Source organism: Paenarthrobacter sp. YIM B13468 (assembly GCF_042788025.1).
Classification (GTDB): domain Bacteria; phylum Actinomycetota; class Actinomycetes; order Actinomycetales; family Micrococcaceae; genus Arthrobacter; species Arthrobacter aromaticivorans.
Map to the genome: position 1 here is coordinate 17,723 of NZ_JBHZPI010000032.1, position 19,871 is coordinate 37,593.

Sequence of the window (19,871 nt, forward strand, 5' to 3'; positions counted from 1 at the left end):
CAGGGAGTCTGGGTGTTCAGTGAGCCAGGCCCGCGCCGATTTCAACCACCAAAACTCCTGCGCCGATGAGCAGTATCCCGAAGGCCATGAGCGGTGTTAAGGGCTCCTTGAAGAAGACACGGGCTGATATTGCTGTGAGTGCGACACCGCAAGCAACCCAGATCCCATAGGCCACGCCAAGTGCAAGCCCTTCGGCCAAGGCCATGCTGAGGAAGACGAATGCACAGATATAGCCGACCACTATGGGAATAAGCCACAGCTTCTTCTTCAGCCCTTCCGAAGCCCGCAGGGACACCGTGGCACCAACTTCGGTAGCGATGGCCAAGCTCAGGAAAACCCAGCTCATTGCGCGTCCTTGGCTTGATGAAGGCGCTTGGCGTTTTGCGATCCAAGCTCGACTGTTACGACGCCGGCGAGGATGAACATCATCCCTAGGCCCATTAGCCATGTAAGGGTTTCGTCAAAAATAAGGGCGGATAAAAGCGCAGTGGTTGTGACTCCACCTGCGCCCCAGGCGCCGTAGGCAACGCTAATGCTCATACCCAAGCGCAGGCAGATAGTGAGCAGGCCAAAGGCGGAGATGTATCCGGCGACGACCAACACATACCAGCCCGGCGTTTCCATGGCGGCTTTGAGAGCGAGGGTTGCGCTCACCTCCGTTAGGACGGCGCCGCCGAGCGATAGCCATTTCTTCACTCTGCTTCTCCCTCCCGCGTCAGGTCGATCAATTGCGCCAGGATTACGGATCGATCTGCCGCGCTTGGCCTAAGTACACCGCTGGCTTGGGCGGCCCATAATCCGTCCGCAGCCAAGCGTGCGGTCAGGAGCCGGGTGCGCTGCGCGGCAGGCGTTCCATCAGGCAGCGTCAGCCAGGGTTCAAGCTGGCGGGTCCAAGCCGCTTGCAGTTCAGGCCAATATGCGGACTGGAACCAAAGCGCCCACTCCGCGCGCATGTTCTCCCCATCGGCCGCAGCCTGAATGTAGGCGCGGTACCGGTCAGCTACTGTTGCCATCTCCAGGCTCGTGCTGAGGAGGCTAATCATTCTTCGCCGTAGCTGGATGGCTGCATGTTCGACCAAAGCGACCATGAGCGCATCACGGTTCGGAAAGTGGTACATCAGGCCCGGTTTGGTCACCCCCGCCTCAATGGCGACCCGTTCAAGGGTGACGGTGGCACCCTCGTCGGAGCCCGCTACTCTCAGGCCTGCGTCAAGGATTTGGGGACGTTGGCTTTCTCGCACCATCATACTTTACCATCCGGAAGGTAAAGTATGCGGGTTGTGAGGCAAGGTCACCTGAACGGTCCGTGGTCAGGTTGCTGCGAGAACTGCGACCCTCATTCCGTGGCGATGACCGGGCAGGATGGTCCGATCTCCGCTGAGGGCTCCGACGAAGCAAGCTATCCCGAGTGAGGAGTTCTCAGGCATGCTTCTGCTCCTCTTCGTGGAAGGGGTGACCGGGGGCGGGGATGGCGACCAAGGCTTGGAAGGCTTGACGCACGGCTACCTCATCCAGTTCCGTGTCGGGGTGCGCCAGGCGGTGGCTCCACCAACCCCACAGCAATGCATTGACGGCAAGCGCGGTGCTGGTCGGCATTACCCGATGGAGCATCACGAGAGCATCGTCCTCAACTGCCTGAAGGACGGCTGCTACCTTCCCGTTCCGTGCGCCGTAGTGGCGTATCTCCTCATAGAGTCGGATGTCGTCGAGGCTGGGGCTCGTCGCGCCGATCGTCGCCTCGACAAGTGCATCAACGACGTCGGCCTGAGTACGCGCTTCACTGAGAGGGTCTGCATAGCGGGGTTCGAGATCTACGCGGGTTGCGTCCAGGGCACTCAAGATAAGGCCCTCAAAGCTGGGGAAGTAGTACGTCATGGAACCCAGCGGCACGCCGGCGTGCTCCGCGATTCCCCGGTATGACGCGGCGCTCATGCCCCCGGACCTGATTACATCGAGCGTTGCTTGCAGAATCCGGGAGCGGCGTCCTGGGTCGTTCGGCTTCCCTCGGCGCATACTCTTCTCCAATGTTTGACCTAGTGCGTACAGCTGTGCGTACACTTGTGCATAAAAGAACTGCGTACATGTGTACGTACATGACTACAATCTAGTACAGGACGGAGGCCATCGTATGAATGGCGAAAAGCTGCAGGCGCTTGCCCGGGCGAGGGTGCAAGAACTCCCCGGCACGCATCTGGAGCACCCGTTCGGACCAGACTGGGAAGTGTTCAAGGTGCGGGGCAAGGTCTTCATGCTGATGACTGAGGTCACCGGCCAACCCATCGTTATCGTCAAGGCAGACCCGGAAGACGCGCAATCGCTCCGCGAGGAGCGCGATGACATCACCCCCGGTTATCACATGAACAAGCAGCACTGGATCACGCTGCACCCGGGAGGAACCCTGAAGAAGACCCTCATCGACGAGTTGGTCACAGAGTCCTATCTGCTCGTCGTCGAAAATCTGCCCAGGGCGAACCGTCCGGTGGATCCCGCCCTGTTTGGCAAGGCAGACCGATGACCCTCGCCGGCGACACGCTGCAACAGACCGCCCGCGATGCCGCAGCGGCGTTGTGGGAGGTCGGCAATGACCGGCCGTTCACGCCACACCTGGATGTCTGGAAGGTGCGTGGCAAGGTTTTCCTCATCATCACCGAGGACGACCCGGATCAGCAGATCATCACCGTCAAGGCCGACCCCGACCACGCAGACGCGCTCCGACGCGATTATGACACGATCACTTCCGGGCACTATTTGGACAAACGGCATTGGATCTCTATCGCACCCGGTCCAGGCATCACAAAGCGGTTCATTGAGAACCTGGTTCAGGACTCCTATGATCTCGCCTCCGGCCGTCGAGCCGAGCGGCAGTCGTGAGCGAGCAGCCGCCGTCGCTGTTTGAGATGGAAGATTCCTCCAGGCCCCTTGCCGATCGACTGCGCCCACGCACCCTTGCCGACGTCGTCGGCCAGGACCACCTTCTTGCCGCCCACGCCCCGATCGGGCGCATGGTCGGGGTGCAACGACTCGTTTCGATGATCCTGTGGGGCCCTCCCGGCTGTGGGAAGACCACCATCGCCCGCCTCCTCGCAGAGCAAACAAACCTGGTGTTCGAACCGCTCTCGGCCACCTTCTCCGGGGTTGCGGACCTTCGCAAAGTCTTCCAAGCAGCCCAGCGCCGCCGCGAGATCGGGCAGGGAACGTTGCTCTTCGTCGACGAGATTCATCGTTTCAACCGCGCCCAGCAGGACTCGTTCCTGCCCTACGTCGAAGACGGCACGATCGTTCTGGTCGGGGCAACCACCGAAAACCCCAGCTTCGAACTCAACGGCGCATTGCTGTCCCGTTGCCAGGTATTCGTCCTCAAGCGCCTCGACGATGCCGCTCTCAACACCATTACCAAACGCGCAGAAGACACCCTCGGTGCACCCCTGCCACTTGACGGGAACGCCCGACAGGCGCTCGTGGCCATGGCAGACGGAGACGGCAGATACCTGCTGAACATGATCGAGCAAGTCCAGTCGCTCCCTGCACCTGTTGGTCCGACGACCCTCGCCGCTGCCGTACAGAAGCGCTCACCCCAATACGACAAAGCGCAGGAAGGCCACTATAACCTCATTTCGGCGCTCCACAAGTCGATGCGTGGTTCGGACCCGGACGCAGCACTGTACTGGTTGGCTAGAATGCTCGACGGCGGCGAGGACCCGCTGTTTATCGCGCGCCGCATCACGCGGTTCGCCACCGAAGACATTGGCATGGCCGACCCCAACGCGGTTCAGCAGGCCCTCGCCGCTTGGGATGTCTATGAACGCCTCGGCTCCCCGGAAGGTGAACTCGCCATCGCCCAGGCCGTGATTTACCTGGCAACTGCACCGAAGTCGATCGGCGTGTACCGCGGCTTCAACAGGGCTTGCGATGCAGCCCGACGCACCGGTTCGTTGATGCCGCCTGCTCACATCCTCAATGCCCCCACCCGGCTGATGAAAGACCTCGGCTACGGCAAGGGCTACCAATACGACCCGGACACCGAAACCGGTTTCTCTGGCGCCGACTACTTTCCCGAGGGCATGCCCCGGCAGACCTTCTACGAACCCACCACCAATGGTTACGAACGCGCCATCACCGAACGGATCCATCACTGGGCAGAGATGCGGGCAGCCGTCCCAAACGCTTCTACCCGCAACGATTCCACGACCCCCGACCCCGATTGAGCTCCCAGAAAGGCCTCACCGATGACCGATAGCAACGACACCCTCAGCAACGAGCATGCCGTTCATTCGTGGCTTGGCATTCCGTTCGCCAGTGCTGAACGATTCCGCCGGCCCGTTCTTCTTCCGTTTAACCCTGACCTGCCGTACGACCGGAAAGGGCCTGCACCTCTGCAAGCCGGGGACACCTCGTGGTTGGAGGCCGACAACGGATTCAGTGAGGACTGCCTGAACCTCAACGTCTGGGCTCCTGAGGACGCCGGGGATGCGCCTCTGCCTGTTGTCGTCTACATCTTCGGCGGCGGATGGATGCTCGGCGCGAACACCCAAACCACCTCAAACGTCTCCGGGCTCGCCGCGACCGGGCGCGTCGTCGGCGTCTCCATCAACTACCGCCTCGGCGCGTTCGGTGCGCTCTCCCTTTCCCAATACGGCGGTGCGCTCGAGGAAGCCACCAACCTTGGCATGCAGGACATCATCACTGCGTTGCGTTGGGTGCGGGAGAACATTGCCAGGTTCGGCGGTGACCCGGACAACGTCACCGTTACCGGCCACAGCGCCGGCGCTTTCTCCGCGCTGGCCTTGCTCGCAGCACCCTCGGCCGATGGGCTTTACCACCACATCGCTGCCTTTTCCGGCATGCCATCACGTCAGGTCCCCGCCTGGGGGGCCGAAGAACGCGCACACGCAGTCCTCGCGGCCCTCGGAATCAAGGACGACCCTGAACAGCTACTGAACATCGACGCGCAGCTGCTTGCCGAAACGATGGCACAGACACAGTCCGCGGACCCCGGCGCGGCGCACGGCGTGGACAGTGACGTGATCGCCGTCGTCGATGACCGGAACCAGCCCGGCGGTGTCCTTACCGACCACCCCATGAACGTCCTCGAGTCCGGAAAGCACAAGGACATCGACATCCTGTTCAGCAGCACCACCGGCGAAACCGACTGGTGGGTCAACCACAAGGCAGAAGACTTCGACCCAGGCAGCATCGAGGGCTTGGTCGATGAGTTCTCCCACAGGAACCGCATCCCACGCAGCCGCGCCCAGAAGATCGTCGCCGCGTTCGACACCGACGGCCGCACTCCCATCCAAGTGCGTAGCGCCCTGTTGACCAACTACTCCTTCACACTGCCCCAGGTCCGGGGCGCACTCGCGCACACCGCCGCCGGGGGACGGGCACACCTCCTCGCCGTCGGCCCTCTCGAAGGAGCAGAAGCCGTGCACGGTACGGAAATGTACGGCATCGTCGGACAAAAACGACCCGGCGCAAGCAACGACCAAATCATCCGCGACACGTTCGTTCGCGACGCCCTGCTCGCCCTAGCCACACGCAAGTCCGAAGAACTGTGGGAACCAGTCACCACCGAACCGATCTCAAAAGGCATTGGCAACATGCCATACGACCCCACCACCCACGCGATCGAAGTCCTTCAAACATTCGCAGATATAGAGCGGCCGTAACCTTCAGAGAGGCTGTTAGCCCTTCCGGCGTCGATCGGCTTGCTCTACCAGCTCCGTAATCCATGGCCTGTGACCCCGATAAAAAGTCACCTCTTCAGGTAGTCCCATAACTTGGGGGACGGAGTTTGAGATGTCGATGGTTATCCGTCCCCCCGCCATAGGCGCGTTGGTGATGTGGACATCGCCGAAAGACGCGGGAAGGACCGGGTCCATCCACACTCCGCCGCGGGAGACGTGGGCGTCGTACTGCATGAGACCTGTCACAAGCAGAATGGGCGTCGTTGCCGCCCAAGCTTGAGGCGAACACGCGGTGGGATAGGGCAGCGGGACAGCGAATTGGTCCCGGCTGAATCCGCAAAACAACTCAGGGAGGCGGCCGTCTGAAAACTCGGCCGCCTCCAGTAATGCAGTCGAGATTCGTTGGGCCTCGTCCACGAACCCATATCGCAGGAGTCCGGCTGCGATAATGGCGTTGTCGTGAGGCCAAACGGACCCGTTGTGATAGCTGGCAGGGTTATAAGCACCCATGTTTGTGGCTAAGGTTCGGACGCCCCATCCGCTGAACATTTCCGGGGACATAAGGTGCTCCACGACCGATGGTGCCTTGTCCTCGTCCACGAGGCCCAGCCATAGGCAGTGACCCATGTTGGAAGCACACGCGTCTACTTGGCGCTTCTTTCCGTCCAAGGCAACGGCGTAATAGCCCCGTTCCGGCATCCAGAATTCCTCGTTGAAGCGTTTCTTTAGTTTCACCATAAGATCGGCGTACTCGTTGCCCAGAGCATCGTCTCCGGCGTCATAAGCCATCCACGCGCGGGCCGCGTAGGCCCCGTAAACATAGGCTTGGACCTCACTCAGGGCTATCGGTGGCTCGGGCATACTTCCGTCGGCGAAATTGATGCCGTCCCATGAATCCTTCCAGCCCTGGTTGATCAGGCCGCGCTGGTTCAGGCGTTCATATTCGACAAAACCGTCGCCGTCCTTGTCGCCGTAGTTCCGGATCCACTCCAGTGCGCGGTCTGCGTGAGGCAGCAGGGCGGCGATGGTGTCCGCAGCGAAGCCCCAACGACTGACCGATCCGAGAACCATGACGAACAATGGGGTGGCATCAACGCTGCCGTAATAGGCGGCCTTGCCTCCGAGAGCCAAGCCACTGGACACATCGAACCTGACCTCATGCAGAATCTTGCCGGGTTCTTCTTCGCTTATAGGATCTACTGCTCGCCCCTGGCGGTCGGCCAGCGTTTGCAGGGTGCCCAGCGCTAAGGAGGGATCAATCGGAAGGGACATCTCCGATGCCCATAATGAGTCGCGGCCGAAAAGGGTCATGAACCAGGGGGCACCGGCGGCCACGACAACCCGGTCCGGGTGGGTCGGGTCCTCGATCCTGAGTGCACCCAGGTCATCATAGCTACGCCGCATGGTCCGTTCGATTGACCGGTTGCCCATGTGCAGGACCGGAATCTTGGCTACCCACTGTTGTCGGCGCAGGTCACTGGGGGAGAGTTCGCCGTCAGCGCGGACGAAAGACGGCGGACGACTGCCGCCCTCGGTTTCGGGCATTACCGTCAGGGCGGTACTCCACTGGCCGTGCGGTTCAATGGTCACCCTATATGTCAAAGTTCCGGGCGTTAGCTCTGCGCCGGGTGCGCGGATAACGACGCCCTTTCTGACATCTTGCCAAGTGGCGTGAAGAACCAGCTCATCGCCCTGGCTCTGGGAGGTTTCGGCCCAACGCCTTTTTGTTCGCGCTTCCTTCAATCGAAAAGATCAGCGAAATCGGCTGCGACCTTTAGCGAAACCACGCAGTCGGTTGCAGCCAGCGAGTAGTTCCGAACGGTGATCTGTTCGTGGATTCCGGACCCCAGTTCGCGCAGCCGCTCCACGATAAGGGCGCTGTCGGCATGCCCGTTCAAGCCGGGAACACGTCCCGCAAAAAGGGCGCGGTAGGGTTCCTTTGTTTCGGCCCCCAGCTCTTCTACGACGTGGCCGTTAACGATCAGGCCCCAGTGCGACAGGATGCGAGTGTCCCGGACGAAAAGGCCATGTGGATTCCCGGGATGGATATCTCCGTTCCCCATGGAGATGCAGAATGATGAACCCTCAACCAGGGTGACTGTTCCGGCTCCTACAGGCCCCGCAGCATTATCAGCATTCCAACCGGACATCGCAGCCTCCCGAATAAAGGCCAGCGCCGTTTAGCCACCGATGCGCCACACGGGCGCAAGTGAACATTCCTCCGAAATGGACGCTACTCTCGCCTGGGGGTTTAGGCCAGCCCGTTTGAAGGAGAACCTTGAGCTGTGCGTGCCCAAAACCGGGTACGCACATTGCCTCCTACTGCTCCTGCACAAACACGGGCGGCGTGAGCACATCCAGCTCGGGAATGTCGCCTGACCAAGCCTCAACCTGAACAAGTGCATGCTGTGCAGTAGTGGCTTGCGAAAGACTTGAGGACGGCCTGTCGGATGTCAGCACATTGGGATTCCCGTGACGACAAAACGATGGATCGTCAGGTGCCGGATCGTACCAGGCCCCTGCTGAAAGCTGAACAACACCCGGACGAATTGCCGTCGAAATTACAAGGCCGGCCAAGCATCTTCCACGGTCGTTTCTCAGTAAAACGACCTCTCCGTCCGAGAGCCCACGGGCGGCGGCATCTTTAGGATTCATACGCAGGGGCTCACGTCCCTGTATTTTGGACCTTTGACTGGTGGCCCCTATGTCCAGCTGGCTGTGCAGCTTGGTCTTCGGTTGATTCGCTATAAGGTGCAGTGGGTAGTCTCCGGCTGATCCAAGCCATTCGTCCGGCTCAATCCAGACGGGATGACCGGGACAGTCAGCGTAGCCGAAACTTTCGATCGTCGAGGAGAAAATCTCGATCTTGCCGCTGGGGGTGGCCAGCGGATGCCCAATTGGATCCCGCCGGAAGTCGGAAAAAAGGACCTGATCCCTATTTATCACCGGGATTTCGATCTTCTCGCTCGCCCAGAATGTGTCGAAATCCACCACGGTGGTTCCCTTGTCGGCGAGCCTCTTCTGCCACCCGTCGTATAGATGGCGAAGCCAGCCCATGGTGTCCCGGTTTTCGGTGAATGCTTCCCCTCGTCCCATTTTTTCTGCCACGGCGGCGAAGATATCGAAATCGTCCCGTGCTTCTCCAGCAGGTGCTGTCAGAGCGTGCATGGGGAAGAATGTGGGGTCGTTACGACCGGCCCCATAATCGTTTCGCTCAAACGTCATTGTTGCAGGCAGAACTATGTCGGCATGCCGCGCCGTACTGGTCCAGAACTGCTCATTGACGATGACGGTTGCCGGCTTTGACCAGGCCCTACGGAATTTGGCCAAGTCCTGGTGGTGATGGAAGGGGTTGCCACCGGCCCAATAGATTAGCTCGATTTTCGGCAGAGTCAGACGATTGCCATTGAAGTCGATCTGGCTACCCGGTTCGAGCAGCATGTCCGAGATCCGCGAGACAGGGATGTAGGACGATTCTTGGTTCCGCCCCTGGGGAAAGGAAGGAGCGCTGGACACTCGCAGGGGCAACCCGACGTCTGCAGAGGAACCATATCCATGCTGGAAGCCACCACCGGGCAGGCCGATCTGGCCCAGCATGGCGGCCAGCGTGACCCCGAGCCAAACAGGTTGCTCGCCATGCTGCTGTCGCTGCATTGACCAACTGATGTTGATCATTGTCCGCGAAGCCGCCATCTCGCGCGCAAGCCGAACGATTCGTTCGGCGGGTATCGATGTTAACTTTTCTGCCCACTCGGGGTTCTTGGGTGCTCCGTCAACGTCACCCCGGACATAGGACAAGAATTTATCTACCCCAACGCAATAGCGATCCAGGAACTCCGAGTCAGCCAGGTTTTCCGCATCCAGAACGAAGGCCAGTGCCAGCATCAAAGCGGCATCACTGCCGGGAACTGGCGCGATCCATTCGGCCTTGGCCTCCGCATAGGTATCATCGGCGATTGGTGATACATCAATGAAGCGGCAGCCTCGAGCAACCGCGTCCTTGATAGCGTTTCGGGCGACATGGCGGCCAATTCCACCCGGGCCTATTCCACTGTTTTTTTCTGACAATCCGCCAAAGGCAACGAACAGTTCGGTGTTCCGGCTGACCACGTCCCATGACGTTGCCTTCGCCATAATTTCACCCGGGGGAGCGATGACGTGGGGAAGCACGACGCCGGAGGCCCCGTAACTGTAGTCAGTCACACCTGCAACATATCCGCCCAAGGAGTTCAGGAATCTGTGGATTTGGCTTTGGGTGTGATGGAAGCGGCCGGCGCTGGCCCATCCGTACGAGCAGCCGTATACAGCCATGGGACCGTATTCCGCGTAGACCCGTTTGAGCTCCGAACTGACCAGCTCTATGGCCCGTTCCCAAGACACCTCTACGAAGGTCTCGGAACCACGTCCTGATCCACTTCCCGGCCCGTTTTCCAGCCATCCCGAACGAACTGCCGGGCGCAGCACGCGAGTTGGATGATGTTGCGCTGAGGCCACATTATCGAGAATGTCTCTGGGATCCGGATCTCCAGACCATGGCTTGACGGACCGCAGAGACGTTCCGTCGCTCTCAGCTTCGAAGGCTCCCCAGTGTGTCAAATGCGTGCCCATGCTTTGGGTCCCCTTGCGTCGTGTCAAGTACGTCGATCTGGACCCGTTCACGTCCTTGGACGTACCAGGCCATTCTGAAAAAAGATTAGGTCCGGAACAGGAGCTTGGACATTGGAGTAGAGACGACAGCTGCCTCGTGTGATCGGGGAAACTCCAAACGACCTCTGATTGGACGTACCGATCTATTCGTCCCGTGCCCTGATTAACTGACGACGGCGACGCGCACCTGGAAGAGGCGTCCGTCGCCGTCGTCTGCCTCGAGGCCGGCAAAAGCGAAAACGCCGACCGGGAGCATCTACTCCCCGGCCAGCGCCTTCAGCTGTTTCCAGTTACGCGTACGTCAATCGGAAGTTGTGGAACCTTCGGGCGTGACCACAATCTTGCCGATATGGGTCCTCTTCAGCATCGTTTCCTGAGCCTTCGTGAGCTCAGAGAGTGGAAAGACTTCTTCGACGAGAGGCTTGATCTTTCCCTCCTCGATAAGGCTGACAAGCCGTGCGAAGGTCTCCGGCGTCGGGTTAGTGATCCCGTGCAATTCCAGGTCCTTATAAATGAGCTCCCGAAGGTCGATGCGGCTCACGGGTCCACCGATGGCTCCAGCCGTAGCGTACCGACCCCCACGCCTCAGCATCAGGAGCAGACTTTCGAACATGCTGCCTCCCACAACATCGATGACGACGTCGGCTCCACGTTCACCGATGACAGCTGCGACGGCAGCTGCCAGGTCCGGCACGTCTCGAGGGACAAATCCGTCCACGCCGAGTTCCCGTAGCCGGGCCTCTTTGCCAGCACTCGCAATGGCGATAACACGGGCGCCACGTGCCTGCGCAAGCTGGATTGTCGCGGTGCCCACTCCACCGGCGGCGCCGGTGACGACAACGGTCTCGCCGTCGCTCAGCTCGGTCCTGGCCAGCATCTCCTCGGCGGTGTCATAAGAGCAGGGGAAAGTGGCGAGCTCAGCATCACTGAGGTCGGTGCTGATGCTATGCGCGTTCACGGACGGCACAGGCACATACTCCGCGAATCCTCCGTCCCGGTCACCACCGAGGTACTCAACGATCTGTGCACGGCGGGGAAGCTTCGGGTCCCGAACAGACGGGTCGACGACGATTCGAGTACCGATCCGGCTTTCATCCACTCCTTCCCCGACCGCCACGATGGTTCCAGCCACCGAGGCCCCCTGAACGCGGGGAAACGACATTTTCGCGCTATTCCACGTGGCACCGGCGTCATCATCGCGCCCCGACCGCCCAAGTTCCTCTGAGACAGACTCTTCTACGACGCGGTCGTACCAGCCTGTGCGTGTGTTGATTTCAGTATTGTTGAGCGCGCACGCACCAACCTTGACCAGCACTTCTCCCGGCCCCGCCACTGGGGTCGGCACGTCAGTCCGATACACCAGCTGGTCGAGGCCGCCGTGGCCGACCAGCTGGACAGCGGCCATCTTTGTGGGAATGTTTGTAATCGTGCTCACTGAACTCTCTGTCATCTCTTAGTCCTCCCCGGTTCTTAAAGGTCGAGCCCAGGCTTGACCATGACGTGCTTCAGCTGGGAGTACTCGTCCAGGCCGTGCAGCGATAGCTCGCGACCGTAGCCCGACTCGCCGTATCCGCCGAATGGCATCTCAGATACATTCGGCGTGTGTTGGTTGACCCACACCGTGCCGAAGCGAAGTTCTTTGCTGAAGCGCAGCGTGCGCGCAAGGTTGGTCGTCCACACGCTGGCCGACAGGCCGTAGTTGACGTCGTTGGCGAGCTGCAGCATTTCGTCGTCGCTTTTTGCCGACTGGATACTCACCACCGGGCCGAACACCTCGCTCTGAACGATCTCGTCTGTCTGTTTGACGTCGGTGATCACAGTAGGTTCGATAAACCAGCCTGGACGATCTGCCTGTCGCCCGCCCGCCTTGATTGTGTTGCCGGCGTCCCGTGCGCGTTCGATGAAACCGAGGACGGACTTCAGTTGCTTTTCCGAAATTACTGGCCCCAGCGTGGTGGCAGGGTCGGAGGGGTCGCCGAGGACAAGTTTGCTGACTTCCTCAGAGTAAGCCTCGACGAATTCCTCATAGACAGACTCTTCAACGATGATGCGGCAAGCAGCGGTGCAATCCTGGCCAGCGCCCGAATACCCGAAAGTCACGAGGTCCCTGGCCGTCTGACGGATGGGGCTATCCGCGAACACCAGCACAGGGGCCTTGCCGCCGAGCTCGAGGCCCACCTTCTTGACGGTCTCTGCAGCCGTTGCTGCTACAAACTTGCCGGTGGAGGTTGCGCCGGTAAATGCGATCTTTCGAATTCCTGGGTGCTTGGCCATCGCGGTGCCCGCTGATCCGCTACCCAGGATGAGGTTGATCACGCCTTCAGGAAGGAAACGGTTGGCGATCTCAACCAGTTTGATCGTACTGAGTGGCGTAACGGTCGCCGGCTTGAGCAGCAGAGTGTTCCCGGCCGCGAGTGCCGGCGCGATCTTCCAAGCTCCCATCAGCAAAGGGTAGTTCCAGGGCGTGATGAGACCGACCACACCGAGCGGCTCGCGGCGAACCCATGAGGTACTCTCGTTGTCGTACTCGTCGACGGCGGGCGCCGTCGAGATGCGGGCAGCCCCCGCGAAGAAGCGAAGAACATCCACAACCGTCGGCACTACGAAGTCGCGCACATCTCCGATGGGAAGCCCCACGTTCAGGCTCTCGATCCGCGCGAACTCATCGGTCTCCTGCTCCACCGCATCAGCGATCTTAAGCAGAACGGCCGCGCGCTCAGCGGGTGAGGTGCTTCCCCAAGTCTTGAAAGCCTCAGAGGCTCGCTGCACGGCAGCATCCACGTCGGAATCAGACGCTATGGGGAATCTGGCGATCACGTCTCCGGTCGCCGGGTTGAATACCTTCGAAGCGTCTTCACCTTTCTCATCAGCGAGGTACGTTTCTGCAAAGGCCATAAAGTCCATGCTTTCCAGAGTCATTGTCGAGTTGCTCCTCAGTGGTCGTGCTAGTCGTCCAGATGTGGTCACTGTCAAGTTCCATCATGGCTTTCCGTGATGGATCGCGCCTCGTAGATTTTCTGAAGCGAATGCAGAAATGTGGGCCGTGGCACAACTGCCAGCCATGTGAGGGCGTGCGGACCGGGCTTCCGGGGTCGTTCCGTCTGACAACCGTGAGATCCACTGATATGTCACGGCTCACAAGATCTCCTCCGGTACTTCGTAATCTTCCCTAGCGCCACGCCTGCGCACCTGCGGAAAGATGTTGCTAAGGCCTTGGCTTTCAGTCGAACGACGCCGCTCGACGACGCCATCTACCAAGTGAGGACAAAACAATGAAGCTTGATGCTTATGACTACATCATTGTTGGGGGAGGTTCCGCAGGTTGCGTCCTCGCGAACCGTCTGAGCGAAGATCCACAAAACCGAGTATTGGTCCTTGAAGCAGGTCACAGGTACTCCTCACTTGATGTCCCCATCCGGGTGCCAGCAGCATTCCTGTTCCTCATGGGTCACCCTTTCTATGACTGGCGCACCAAGTCTGAGCCGGAGACAGGGCTTAAAGGTCGTCGAATTGACCACTATCACGGCAGGGTCATGGGTGGAAGCAGTTCGATTAACGGGATGTTCTATCAGCGCGCCAATCCACTCGTCTACGAGCGTTGGGCTCAAGAGACAGGAGCCGAAGAATGGGATTACGCGCACGTTCTTCCGTACTTCAAGCGGATCGAGACGTTCAAGGGCTCGGATCCGACCGGCGAGTACCGCGGACAATCGGGACCTATTCCAGTTAATCAGCATCATCACAACGGAACGCGAAACCCGCTGTTCGATGCGCTCTTTGAGGCGGCTGAGCAATCGGGCTACGAACTCGTCAACAACGTGAACGGCTACCGGCAGGAGGGTTTCTCCTCATTCGATTCAAACATCGAAAACGGTGAACGTTACAACGCTGCGCGCACTTACTTTGCCCCCGCGAAGAAGCGAAAGAACCTCGATGTCATCACAGGTGCTCGAGCAACGCGGGTGGTCTTCGAGGGGACCCGGGCAGTCGGCGTCGAGTTTGCTACTAGGTTCCGGAAGCGGAACATCGCGAGAGGCGCTGAAGTTATTCTGAGCGGTGGTGCGTACAATTCGCCGCAGCTGCTGCAGCTTTCGGGCGTCGGTAATGCGGCCGAGCTTAAGCAGCACGGAATCGACGTTGTGGCCGACCTGCCTGGCGTCGGCGAGAACCTCCAGGATCACCTGGAAGCGTTCATCATGTTCGAGTGCAAGCAGCCCGTCTCCAATCAAAGCATCGTCAAGAAGTACACCTACCCGATGACAGGTCTTAAGTGGTTGTTCAATAAGACCGGACCGGGTGCGTCAAATCACTTTGAGGGTGGCGGCTTCGTTCGCTCTTTCGATGACGCCCCGATGCCGAACCTGATGATGACCATGCTCACGCTTGGGGTGCGGAACGACGGCACTCCCGCGGAGACTCCTCACGCCTACCAGATCAATCTCGGTCCGCAGCAGCCACAGTCGAAGGGGCACATCAAGTTGCGGAACAGCGATCCGTTCGAGCAACCCGTTGCCACGTTCAACTATCTGTCCACCGAACGTGATCGCCAGGAATGGATTGACGGTGTTCGCACTACGCGAGCCCTCATGAACCAGCCCGCTTTCGCAGCATTCAACGGCGGCGAGCTCTCGCCCGGGCCTGAAGTCCAGACGGACGAGGAGATCCTCGAATGGGTCTCACAGGATGCCGAGACGACCTATCACCCCTGCGGGACCTGCAAGATGGGTAACGATGACCAGTCTGTCGTTGATCCCCACACCTTCCGGGTACATGGCGTGGACGGCCTTCGAGTTGTCGATGCGTCGGTGATGCCTTCTATCCCTAATGCGAACCTCTATGCGCCGGTCATGATGATCGCCGAGAAAGCGGCCGACGTGATCCTAGACAAGGATCCGCTCCCTGCCGAACACGTGGACTTCTACCGGCATGCGGCGGCCGAGGGGTTGAGCCTTTAACACGACCTTTCAGCTGGCTAGCGGGCTCCCGAGCATCCGCAGGCACGGCTTGATCGTCTGAGTGGCCGGCCTCTTGCGGCCGGCCACTTGGAAAATTCTAGATCCGCTCCTTAGTGCGATGGGGTGAATGCCCGGGAACAGGGCCGTATCGTGGACCGCCCTGACGACATGAGGGGATGACCAGGTCCGACTGATAAATAATCTTCGATATCAACTCGAGCCGAACGTCGCTGGACGGACTGCCGTTCCTTGACGATGACGGTCGAGACGGCGCCGAGATGGGGAGGGGAGAAGATGTGGACCGGCAGGAGAAAACCCCGCGGGCGGTGAGCGGCACAGTCGGCGCATTGATGGTGACGATTCCCAAGACCTTCCCTCCGTCCTCGACTGTCGGCGAGGTCCGCTCCCTCTTTGCCGACGATCACGTGCTCATAGCCTCGGTTGTAGCTGCAAACGGAGAGCTACTGACCACGATCGAACGCTCTGACATTCCAGCCGAAGCACCCGATGAGTCGCCCGCTGTGCATCTGGGACGGCTAGAGGGCAGGACGGCCTTGGAGTACTGCTCCATCAATCGGACGACCGGGTGGCTAAAGCATCAGGGGCGCCGACGGCTTGCTGTCGTCGACGCCGGCGGGCACCTTCTGGGTCTCCTCTGCCTCAAGCGCAGTGGAAGGGGTTACTGCTCAGACGCGGGCGTACTTGGGCGGCAGCAGGAATCAGACGAACAGCGCGCTGTAGGGTCTGCGCGCTGCGCCTGATTCGCCAGAGAGTATCCACGTTCCGCTCCGTGGTCCGTTTGCTGGCAGGTGTGACCTTCAGCGATAAAAGACAGCGTTTATACGGCGGCATTTGGCGCCATATAAACAGATTTCGTGCCGGTAATTGGACGCTCGTGGGTCACAGCGCGAAATAGCGTTTACCCAAACGGAGGCACCAACTAGCCCTTCTGTGTTTCAGCCGCCTGATTCACAAACAGTGGCGCCCCATGCCTTTAAAACAACCCTTCATCATCAACCTGCCCGGATCACCCAAAGGGGCCCTAGACGGGCTGACCGTCCGGGGCGCGTTGATCGGGCATCTCTACGACCAGCTGGAAGACGACATGAGTACTGAATCATCACTCGAGGTGGTCAACGCTGTCCTGAGGGCGGAGCCCATTACCGTGGACCATGCCATCGCGGCGGTGGAAATCGACACCGCCGGCGCCGTAACTACAATGCGCGCCCCATCGCCCACCAGGTGATGACGGACGTAGTCGCGCCAGCTGTCACAGAACAGGAGGCAGCCAGCAGATCGGCCGGAGAGGGCACTGGGTCCCGGCAACCCGTCCGCATCTGGGCGGTCCACCGCACTGCGTGCTCGAAATCGGCGATCCCGCGCTGGTGTGCGCGGTTTCCGCGGCCCACAGCGGACAGGCATTCGCCTTGTGCTCCGAACTGGTGGTCGAATAAAGGAACAGGTTCCGATCTGGGAGCAACAGTTCTTCGCCGACGGAAGCGTGGAGTGGGTGGGCCGGCGGCTGACGCCACAGCCTCCAAAGGCATATCCTGTGAGGCCGCCGAAGTACTAAAAGCCATGCCCTTAGTCAGGCAATCGGAGGCATGGATGGTGCAGTTTCCGGTCCAGGAATCGTGACTAGGATACTGGCGGCCGCTTCGGTTACATCAGGGCGGAGGCTTCGAGCTGGTGATCTTCAGCTACGACTGTTTAGGCGAAGGGTCTTCATCCGTGGATCGACCCGACCACAGCAAGATGTGCGCTTGAGGTAGGGAGACCCACCTGATCGAGGCGGGCAGTGATGTTGGCTGCGGCGTCTTCGGGACGTTGGCGCTTCACCACTCACATGGCAGTCGAGTCCTCGCGACAGACTGCTCTGTCCCCGTGCCCGCCGCTCACGGGGAACGTCATGGGAGGAGAGGCGAGAACAGGGGGCCCGGACCAACTCAGGGTTACTTGGAGCGGGCCGCAGAGCCTAAGGGCGAAGCGCCAGTGCACCAATGCCGCGGGAGACGAAGGACTCCGTGGTTCGCGGAGCGGTTCGAACAGAACCACTGCGGACCGGGAGGCGCTCAAGGGTCAGGAGCTCAGGGAAAATTCCACAAGCAGCGACCTTAGACTTCAGGGCGTGGCCCGCTGCTTTGATGGCGGATCAATTGGTGCCGGCACCTTTGTTTAGGTTGCTTCACCATGAAGCCCGCCAGTGTCTGACTCACCAGAGCGCTCATGTCCTTGTCAAATCTCCCCATTCTCAGTCCTCTAATCCTGGACGGGTGTATCAGCGTGGGCGGTTCGCCGAGGATCGTTCAAATGGGGCTGCTGCAAGAATACTTCGTAACCGTCAGTTGCGTGGAAGAGTCGACGTTCCCCAACCCTCGACGTAATCCAGACTATAGTTCGGTCGAAACTCAATGTGTCTACCGTTCCAGAGAAACGGTGATTCCCATTTTCGAGAATCACGCTTTGCCCTTCTTCGAGTACATCCCAGGGAGTGATTGATGCTTGCATCCAAGCCTTTGGAGAACCTCCGAGACCTTCATCATATGCTCCTTCCATAACGGGGATTCGCCCTAAGCGACTTCGCCGCGCCAGTGGACTGGGCTGATGGAAAGAAGGAGCCGTGTACCAGGGGTTGCACTGTACTGAACCGTGGTTCCTTTGGGAAGAACAAGCAATTCGTCGGCATCGCCTGTCAGGGTTTCCTTGTGTTCCCCATCGATAACGACCAATCGGGCCTGGCCCTCGATGACGTAGATTGATTCCTCGTACTGGACGGTCCAAGGATCGCTGAAGCCGTCCTCCTCGAAGGTCATGATGTACGTTCCGAGCTGCTGGAGGTCGCTGCCGGCCGTTCGATGCTCGATTTTTGCCGGACCAAAGTCGTTCACGTTGGCAGGATCAAAGACGGGTTTGTGGATCAAAGAGATAGCCATGGTGGGCTCCTAATGGTGTAGTTTGTGATGCGATGGGCAGCCCGTCATGGTGCGACGGAGCGCCCGGTTGTTCTGTTTTGATAGAAGTGACTAGTGAGAAGAGAAATACAGGGCAACAGCCCGGATCAGCCCTGCAAGGCGCCATGGAGTGCCATAGCGACGGCCCCCGGAAGTGGCCGGGAACGAGCCTGAGCCGGATCGACGTTGACGTAAACGAGCTCTACCGTCGCCACCTCCGTCCCGTCACGAGCAATCGAAACATCGATCTTGAAGCTCGAATTCCCGACGTTTCGGCATTTGACGTCAACGTCGAGAATGTCGTCGAAGTAGGCGGGGGATTTGAACAAAAGAGCTGCACTGACCACCGAGGGATCCGTCCCTTCAGCGACCAGCTTGGGGTAGGGCCAACCAATGCTGCGGAAAAACTCCGTCATTGCCACGTCGGCGACCTCGAGGTAGCGGCTATTGAAGAGGAACCCCTGCGAGTCGACCTCGTGGTTCCTCACGCGATGCTGGTGCAGCGGCATCAGGCTCCCATTTCTGCCTGCAGCTTGGCGTAGAGATCCAGCCTCCGCAGTGCCAGCCCGGGTGCTTCAGGCTTTGCCCGTGAGGCGACCAAAAGGTCATGATCCAAGTCGGTGACCAGCACCTCTTCGTCGGCTGTTGTGGTGGTGGCCAAGATACCGTCGTTGATTCCCACTGTCTTGTCCACAGGCCCGGCGACAAGGGCCTTACCCACTGCGAACATTGGAGAATCGGTCGGAATGCCACTTGTACCGAATAGTGGTGACATCACGACGTACAGCTGGTTCTCAATCGCACGCGCCTGGCAGCCAGTACGTACTCGGTGAATGCCCCGTCGGTTCCATGTGAGGGAAGGGCAAAGGATAAGGTCGACGCCTTTGTGGACCAGGTAACGTGAAAGCTCAGGGAACTGGATGTCTGCGCATATCAGAAGGCCAACTGTAAACGGTCCGATCTTTGTGACCAGGAGTTCATCGCCGCCACGTGCGCCAAGTGCATGCTCCTGCGGTGTGAGATGGATTTTGTCTTGGGATTCTATGCGACCGTCCGGGTGGGCGATAAATGCTGTGTTGCGCAGCGATCCATCTTCGGCGACTCGGTTATGACTTCCGCCGGCCACCACGATGTTGTAATCCCGGGCCATCCTGCGCATGCTCTCAACGAGGTCTTCCGTGAACCCCGGAAGGAACTTCCAATAGTCCGCTGTGATTGTGTCGGTTGTGACTTCATGATCGGTGACTGCTCCGAGGAGCCCTGTGCTGGCGAGCTCGGGGAAAAGCACGACTTCGGCTTGCTGCTCCGCTGCGCGCTTTACCAGCCCCTCCACATGGTCCAAATATTGCTGGAGGGTCCTCTCAGGCCGAAGCTCGAACTGAATGGTGGCTACCTTTAGTGACGCCTTGGTCATAGGAATCTCCTGTCTGAGAAGTCGGCCGTCTCTGGTCGGCGATTCTTCCACGTGTATTCTTCCCGCGGTTGCGGACGAGGCTGGTCGGCAGGTCGAAGAAAGAGTGGCGCATGGCGTTTTATGGCAATCCACGTGCCAGCCGACTTATGCAATAGACGCTAATGGAGCTTCGAAAGGCTGAACACTAGGAGGAATCCGAAAGGATAGTCAGAGTTTTGGT

General features: G+C 59.6%; 16 protein-coding genes and 3 pseudogenes. 8 read left to right on the forward strand and 11 right to left on the reverse strand.

The features are described from left to right. Positions 1–16: 16 nt before the first annotated feature. From ACFX4T_RS23340 to ACFX4T_RS23355, 4 genes are all read right to left on the reverse strand, one after another. The gene (locus ACFX4T_RS23340) at positions 17–346 is read right to left on the reverse strand and encodes a DMT family transporter (RefSeq protein WP_377654531.1); all 330 of its coding nucleotides are present in this window, start codon (positions 344–346) and stop codon (positions 17–19) included. Beyond that, positions 343–696 carry a DMT family transporter gene (locus ACFX4T_RS23345; protein ID WP_377654533.1) on the reverse strand — a complete coding sequence of 118 codons (354 nt, stop codon included), beginning with the start codon at positions 694–696 and terminating at the stop codon, positions 343–345. Before ACFX4T_RS23345 ends, ACFX4T_RS23340 begins: the two co-directional genes overlap by 4 nt. Beyond that, positions 693–1,247 (reverse strand): TetR family transcriptional regulator, encoded by a 555-nt coding sequence (locus ACFX4T_RS23350; RefSeq protein WP_377654536.1) that lies wholly within the window; start codon positions 1,245–1,247, stop codon positions 693–695. The genes ACFX4T_RS23345 and ACFX4T_RS23350 overlap by 4 nt, the downstream gene beginning before the upstream one ends. Positions 1,248–1,419: 172 nt before the next feature. After that, the gene (locus ACFX4T_RS23355; protein ID WP_377654538.1) at positions 1,420–2,013 is read right to left on the reverse strand and encodes a TetR/AcrR family transcriptional regulator; all 594 of its coding nucleotides are present in this window, start codon (positions 2,011–2,013) and stop codon (positions 1,420–1,422) included. A gap of 115 nt (positions 2,014–2,128) precedes the next feature. Between ACFX4T_RS23355 and ACFX4T_RS23360 the strand changes: the two genes are divergently transcribed. Genes ACFX4T_RS23360 through ACFX4T_RS23375 form a run of 4 tightly spaced genes read left to right on the forward strand, consistent with a single transcriptional unit; the run spans position 2,129 to position 5,666 of the window. Continuing rightward, positions 2,129–2,515, forward strand: a complete 387-nt coding sequence (locus tag ACFX4T_RS23360; protein ID WP_377654542.1) for an MmcQ/YjbR family DNA-binding protein — start codon at positions 2,129–2,131, stop codon at positions 2,513–2,515. Then, the gene (locus ACFX4T_RS23365) at positions 2,512–2,871 is read left to right on the forward strand and encodes an MmcQ/YjbR family DNA-binding protein (protein WP_377654544.1); all 360 of its coding nucleotides are present in this window, start codon (positions 2,512–2,514) and stop codon (positions 2,869–2,871) included. The genes ACFX4T_RS23360 and ACFX4T_RS23365 overlap by 4 nt, the downstream gene beginning before the upstream one ends. Continuing rightward, positions 2,868–4,205, forward strand: a complete 1,338-nt coding sequence (locus ACFX4T_RS23370) for a replication-associated recombination protein A (protein ID WP_377654546.1) — start codon at positions 2,868–2,870, stop codon at positions 4,203–4,205. The genes ACFX4T_RS23365 and ACFX4T_RS23370 overlap by 4 nt, the downstream gene beginning before the upstream one ends. Before the next feature lie 21 nt (positions 4,206–4,226). Then, positions 4,227–5,666, forward strand: coding sequence for a carboxylesterase family protein (locus tag ACFX4T_RS23375; RefSeq protein ID WP_377654548.1), 1,440 nt, complete (start codon positions 4,227–4,229; stop codon positions 5,664–5,666). A gap of 15 nt (positions 5,667–5,681) precedes the next feature. On the opposite strand, the pseudogene ACFX4T_RS23380 reads toward ACFX4T_RS23375, so the two are convergent. From ACFX4T_RS23380 to ACFX4T_RS23395, 4 genes and pseudogenes are all read right to left on the reverse strand, one after another. Then, positions 5,682–7,834, reverse strand: a pseudogene (locus tag ACFX4T_RS23380) (glycogen debranching N-terminal domain-containing protein). 169 nt (positions 7,835–8,003) lie between these two features. After that, positions 8,004–10,292, reverse strand: coding sequence for a molybdopterin-dependent oxidoreductase (locus ACFX4T_RS23385; protein WP_377654549.1), 2,289 nt, complete (start codon positions 10,290–10,292; stop codon positions 8,004–8,006). Between the two features lie 340 nt (positions 10,293–10,632). Next, the gene (locus ACFX4T_RS23390) at positions 10,633–11,766 is read right to left on the reverse strand and encodes an alcohol dehydrogenase family protein (protein ID WP_377654551.1); all 1,134 of its coding nucleotides are present in this window, start codon (positions 11,764–11,766) and stop codon (positions 10,633–10,635) included. A 35-nt stretch (positions 11,767–11,801) separates the two neighbouring features. After that, on the reverse strand, positions 11,802–13,250 hold the full coding sequence (locus ACFX4T_RS23395) for an aldehyde dehydrogenase family protein (RefSeq protein WP_377654553.1): 1,449 nt from the start codon (positions 13,248–13,250) through the stop codon (positions 11,802–11,804). Positions 13,251–13,603: 353 nt separating this feature from the next. On the opposite strand from ACFX4T_RS23395, the gene ACFX4T_RS23400 reads away from it, so the two are divergent. The 4 genes and pseudogenes from ACFX4T_RS23400 (at position 13,604) to ACFX4T_RS23415 (ending at position 16,859) form a co-directional block, all read left to right on the forward strand. Then, on the forward strand, positions 13,604–15,286 hold the full coding sequence (locus tag ACFX4T_RS23400) for a choline dehydrogenase (RefSeq protein WP_377654556.1): 1,683 nt from the start codon (positions 13,604–13,606) through the stop codon (positions 15,284–15,286). A 296-nt stretch (positions 15,287–15,582) separates the two neighbouring features. Next, positions 15,583–16,047 carry a hypothetical protein gene (locus tag ACFX4T_RS23405; protein WP_377654558.1) on the forward strand — a complete coding sequence of 155 codons (465 nt, stop codon included), beginning with the start codon at positions 15,583–15,585 and terminating at the stop codon, positions 16,045–16,047. A 245-nt stretch (positions 16,048–16,292) separates the two neighbouring features. Further along, a pseudogene (locus ACFX4T_RS23410) lies at positions 16,293–16,385 on the forward strand (MogA/MoaB family molybdenum cofactor biosynthesis protein); the annotation flags it as partial. A 6-nt stretch (positions 16,386–16,391) separates the two neighbouring features. Further along, positions 16,392–16,859: pseudogene (locus tag ACFX4T_RS23415) on the forward strand (molybdenum cofactor biosynthesis protein MoaE). 997 nt (positions 16,860–17,856) lie between these two features. Here ACFX4T_RS23415 and ACFX4T_RS23420 read toward each other — a convergent pair. From ACFX4T_RS23420 to ACFX4T_RS23430, 3 genes are all read right to left on the reverse strand, one after another. Further along, a complete protein-coding gene (locus tag ACFX4T_RS23420) occupies positions 17,857–18,219 on the reverse strand; it encodes a hypothetical protein (RefSeq protein WP_377654560.1) in 363 nt (120 codons plus the stop codon). A 125-nt stretch (positions 18,220–18,344) separates the two neighbouring features. Then, complete coding sequence (locus ACFX4T_RS23425) at positions 18,345–18,746, reverse strand: acyl-CoA thioesterase (RefSeq protein ID WP_377654562.1); 402 nt, start codon at positions 18,744–18,746, stop codon at positions 18,345–18,347. Further along, positions 18,746–19,651: a nitrilase-related carbon-nitrogen hydrolase gene (locus tag ACFX4T_RS23430; RefSeq protein ID WP_377654564.1), complete on the reverse strand. Its 906-nt coding sequence runs from the start codon at positions 19,649–19,651 to the stop codon at positions 18,746–18,748. The genes ACFX4T_RS23425 and ACFX4T_RS23430 overlap by 1 nt, the downstream gene beginning before the upstream one ends. Between the last annotated feature and the right edge of the window lie 220 nt (positions 19,652–19,871).

Excerpts from the sequence above, each read along its gene's own strand:
- ACFX4T_RS23340 (WP_377654531.1), bottom strand. The coding sequence starts at position 346 with ATGAGCTGGGTTTTCCTGAGCTTGGCCATCGCTACCGAAGTTGGTGCC.
- ACFX4T_RS23350 (WP_377654536.1), bottom strand. The coding sequence starts at position 1,247 with ATGATGGTGCGAGAAAGCCAACGTCCCCAAATCCTTGACGCAGGCCTG.
- ACFX4T_RS23355 (WP_377654538.1), bottom strand. The coding sequence starts at position 2,013 with ATGCGCCGAGGGAAGCCGAACGACCCAGGACGCCGCTCCCGGATTCTG.
- ACFX4T_RS23360 (WP_377654542.1), top strand. The coding sequence starts at position 2,129 with ATGAATGGCGAAAAGCTGCAGGCGCTTGCCCGGGCGAGGGTGCAAGAA.
- ACFX4T_RS23365 (WP_377654544.1), top strand. The coding sequence starts at position 2,512 with ATGACCCTCGCCGGCGACACGCTGCAACAGACCGCCCGCGATGCCGCA.
- ACFX4T_RS23375 (WP_377654548.1), top strand. The coding sequence starts at position 4,227 with ATGACCGATAGCAACGACACCCTCAGCAACGAGCATGCCGTTCATTCG.
- ACFX4T_RS23385 (WP_377654549.1), bottom strand. The coding sequence starts at position 10,292 with ATGGGCACGCATTTGACACACTGGGGAGCCTTCGAAGCTGAGAGCGAC.
- ACFX4T_RS23395 (WP_377654553.1), bottom strand. The coding sequence starts at position 13,250 with ATGACTCTGGAAAGCATGGACTTTATGGCCTTTGCAGAAACGTACCTC.
- ACFX4T_RS23400 (WP_377654556.1), top strand. The coding sequence starts at position 13,604 with ATGAAGCTTGATGCTTATGACTACATCATTGTTGGGGGAGGTTCCGCA.
- ACFX4T_RS23420 (WP_377654560.1), bottom strand. The coding sequence starts at position 18,219 with ATGGCTATCTCTTTGATCCACAAACCCGTCTTTGATCCTGCCAACGTG.
- ACFX4T_RS23425 (WP_377654562.1), bottom strand. The coding sequence starts at position 18,746 with ATGCCGCTGCACCAGCATCGCGTGAGGAACCACGAGGTCGACTCGCAG.
- ACFX4T_RS23430 (WP_377654564.1), bottom strand. The coding sequence starts at position 19,651 with ATGACCAAGGCGTCACTAAAGGTAGCCACCATTCAGTTCGAGCTTCGG.